General features: G+C 69.9%; 3 protein-coding genes. 2 read left to right on the forward strand and 1 reads right to left on the reverse strand.

The features are described 5' to 3' along the window. The coding region (locus tag FPZ41_RS45975) for a bifunctional DNA primase/polymerase (protein WP_152870794.1) at positions 1–570 on the reverse strand (570 nt) is incomplete at its 3' end. A 388-nt stretch (positions 571–958) separates the two neighbouring features. Here FPZ41_RS45975 and FPZ41_RS45980 point away from each other — a divergent pair. Together FPZ41_RS45980 and FPZ41_RS45985 are read left to right on the forward strand one after the other, a co-directional pair. Further along, the gene (locus FPZ41_RS45980) at positions 959–1,267 is read left to right on the forward strand and encodes a hypothetical protein (RefSeq protein ID WP_131570321.1); all 309 of its coding nucleotides are present in this window, start codon (positions 959–961) and stop codon (positions 1,265–1,267) included. Between the two features lie 280 nt (positions 1,268–1,547). Then, positions 1,548–2,711, forward strand: coding sequence for an acyl-CoA dehydrogenase family protein (locus tag FPZ41_RS45985; protein WP_322621586.1), 1,164 nt, complete (start codon positions 1,548–1,550; stop codon positions 2,709–2,711). The last annotated feature ends 21 nt before the right edge of the window (positions 2,712–2,732 follow it).

Consider the following 2,732-nt stretch of genomic DNA (forward strand, 5'->3'; position numbering starts at 1 on the left):
GGTCAGGTGGGCGGTTCCCGGGGCCGTGCCGTAGACGCCGTGGTCGGTGCGTGAGCCGGGGCCGACCAGGTAGCCGCCGGCGCCCCTGATGTCGATGCCGGGGGCCAGACGGCTCGCGGAGTTGGGGACGACCACGTCCGGTGGCCCGGTCAGCCACAGGTGGCGGCCGCCGCCGGGGGTCAGGACGACGACCGTCTCGGGGATCGTGAAGAGGTGCCGGAGGGCCAGTTCGCGCAGGGCCGCGGACGAGTCCGTGCCGGATTTCGTGTCGAGGTCCACGCCGATCAGATGGTGCGGGTGCAGTCCGCAGGCGATGCCGTAGCCGGTCGCCCAGGGGGCCGCGGCGAAGAGTTCACGGATGCGGTGCGGGTCGGTCGAGGCGTCGTACACGCCGTGCCCGAAGCGGCCGCACTCACCGCGGCAGAGGGCCGGCGCCGGGTCGTCGCGATGGGGGGAACGGAGGGCCGGGAGCTTCGTCCGGGACAGAGGGATCACCGCCAGTCCGCGTTCGGCGGCGGACAGGGCGTGCGCCAGGGCCAGGGTGGTGGCCTGCCGGTCTGAGGTGGCCATACCTCCATGTTCGTACTCATGTTCGAAAAAGGGAAGAGGGGGTGGGCGGGGGCGTGGGCCGTCCGAGTGAAGCGAAGTGGAGTGGCCGGATGTGTGCCGGAACGTTTCGTTCCTTGCGATCACTGGGTTTGTCGCGACCTGAGCCGACCAGTGCCCGGCCATCGCCTTGAGCTGGTGATTATGAGGCCTCAAGGGGTTTATCGACATGTCATCACGCTTACGTGCGAATCAGGGCTTCCGGGGTGGTTCGCCAGGGATTCGGTGGGCAACTCTGGATTCGCGACGTCGAGCACAGCGCCGGGGCGGTCGGCCAACCGCCTTGGAATCAGCCGCACTTCACGTACGTCCGGCAGTGGAGCCGGCGCGTACCCGGTTCTGGAGGAAACACATGGCAAGCATCCGTACCGCACGCGTCCTCGCCGCCGTCGCGGCCCTGCCCCTCGCGGCCGCCCTCTTCTCGGGCGTGGCGGCGGCAGACAACGGCGCCTTGGCGGATCTCGGATCGAACGCGGCCGCGGCGTCTGCCAACAGCGGGGTGGGACGCGACAACTACGGCAACTCGTCCACCACGCAGCAGCAGGCGGTCGGCTCCGGTGCCTCGAACCAGAGCAACACGGCTCAGGTCAACGGCTCCGCGTTCACGGCCATCGACCAGTCGAACGAGAACGTCGCCGTCAACTTCACCCCCCTGTGGTGAGCCGGGGGGTCGATGCTCTCCCATCGGCCCTGAAAGTCCCGTCTGGGGTGTGCTTCGTGGGGTGACTGCGTGTCTGCGCGGCGGTACTTCGGTACCGCCGCGCAGCCGTTTTCCCGCGCAGTCGTTTTCCGTGGCCCACGCGCGCGTGCCTCGACGACGGTCTACGCGCGCGTGCCTGGCGACGGCCTACGCGCGCGTGCCCGACGGCCTTGACAGCCTCTCGTATCTGACGGACAGTCAGAAACTCTTGCTCGTTCGAGGTCCTGGAGGGTTCCGAGCCGTGCACCTCGCTCCCACCGAGCGCCAGCGCCGGCTGCGCGCCGAACTCCGTACGTACTTCCGGGACCTGATGCCGCAGGGCCCGCCGAGCCAGGACGATCAGCGGGGGCAGCGTGCCCTCCTGCGCCGTATCGGCGCCGACGGCTGGCTGGGGCTCGGCTGGCCCGAGGCGTACGGCGGTCAGGGGCGCGGCGCGGACGAGCAGTTCGTGTTCTTCGACGAGGCCTACCGTGCGGGTGCGCCCGTGTCCATGGTCACGCTGAACACAGTCGGGCCCACTCTCATGAGGTACGGGAGCGAGGAACAGCGGGCGTTCTTCCTGCCCCGCATCCTCAGCGGGGAACTCGTCTTCGCGATCGGGTACAGCGAGCCGTCGGCGGGCACGGACCTCGCGGCGCTGCGAACCCGGGCCGTCCGGGACGACGAGGGCTGGCTGATAGACGGGCAGAAGATCTTCACCTCGGGCGCCCAGAACGCCGACTGGATCTGGCTCGCCTGCCGGACCGACCCCGATGCGCCCAGGCACCGAGGCATCTCCATCCTCCTCGTCCCCACGGACACACCCGGGTTCTCCTGGACCCCCATCGAGACCGTGGGCGGGCTGACGACGACGGCGACGTACTACGACGGGATCCGCGTGCCCGCAGCGAACCTCGTCGGCGAGGAGAACGGTGGCTGGGGGCTCATCACCAACCAGCTCAACCACGAGCGGGTCGCCCTCGCCGCGATCGGCATGCAGGCGGAGGACTTCTGCACGGCCGCGCTGGAGGCGGCGCTCACACCTGATTCGGTGACGGGGAAGCGTCGGGTTGACGAGCCGTGGGTGCGTTCCCGGCTGGCCGAGGTGCATGCCCGCCTGGCGGCAACGCGCCTGCTCAACTGGCGTTTGGTGGGGGACGTGGGAGCCGGCCGACTGGCGCCCGGCGACGCGAGCGGCGTGAAAGTCGTGGGAACCGAATCGGCGGTCGCGGTGTACCGAATGTGTCAGGAAATCGTCGGAGTGGACGCGCTGATCCGCTCCGGTTCGCCAGGGGCATTCGGGGACGGCGAGCTGGAGCGGATGAACAGGGCGGCGCAGATCAACACGTTCGGGGGCGGGGTGAGCGAGGTGCAGCGGGAGATCGTCGCGACAATGCGGCTCGGAATGACGAGGGGGCGACGGTGAGCGCCGGGGCGGGGCAGCCGG

Source organism: Streptomyces acidicola, from assembly GCF_009377235.1.
Taxonomy (GTDB): domain Bacteria; phylum Actinomycetota; class Actinomycetes; order Streptomycetales; family Streptomycetaceae; genus Streptomyces; species Streptomyces acidicola.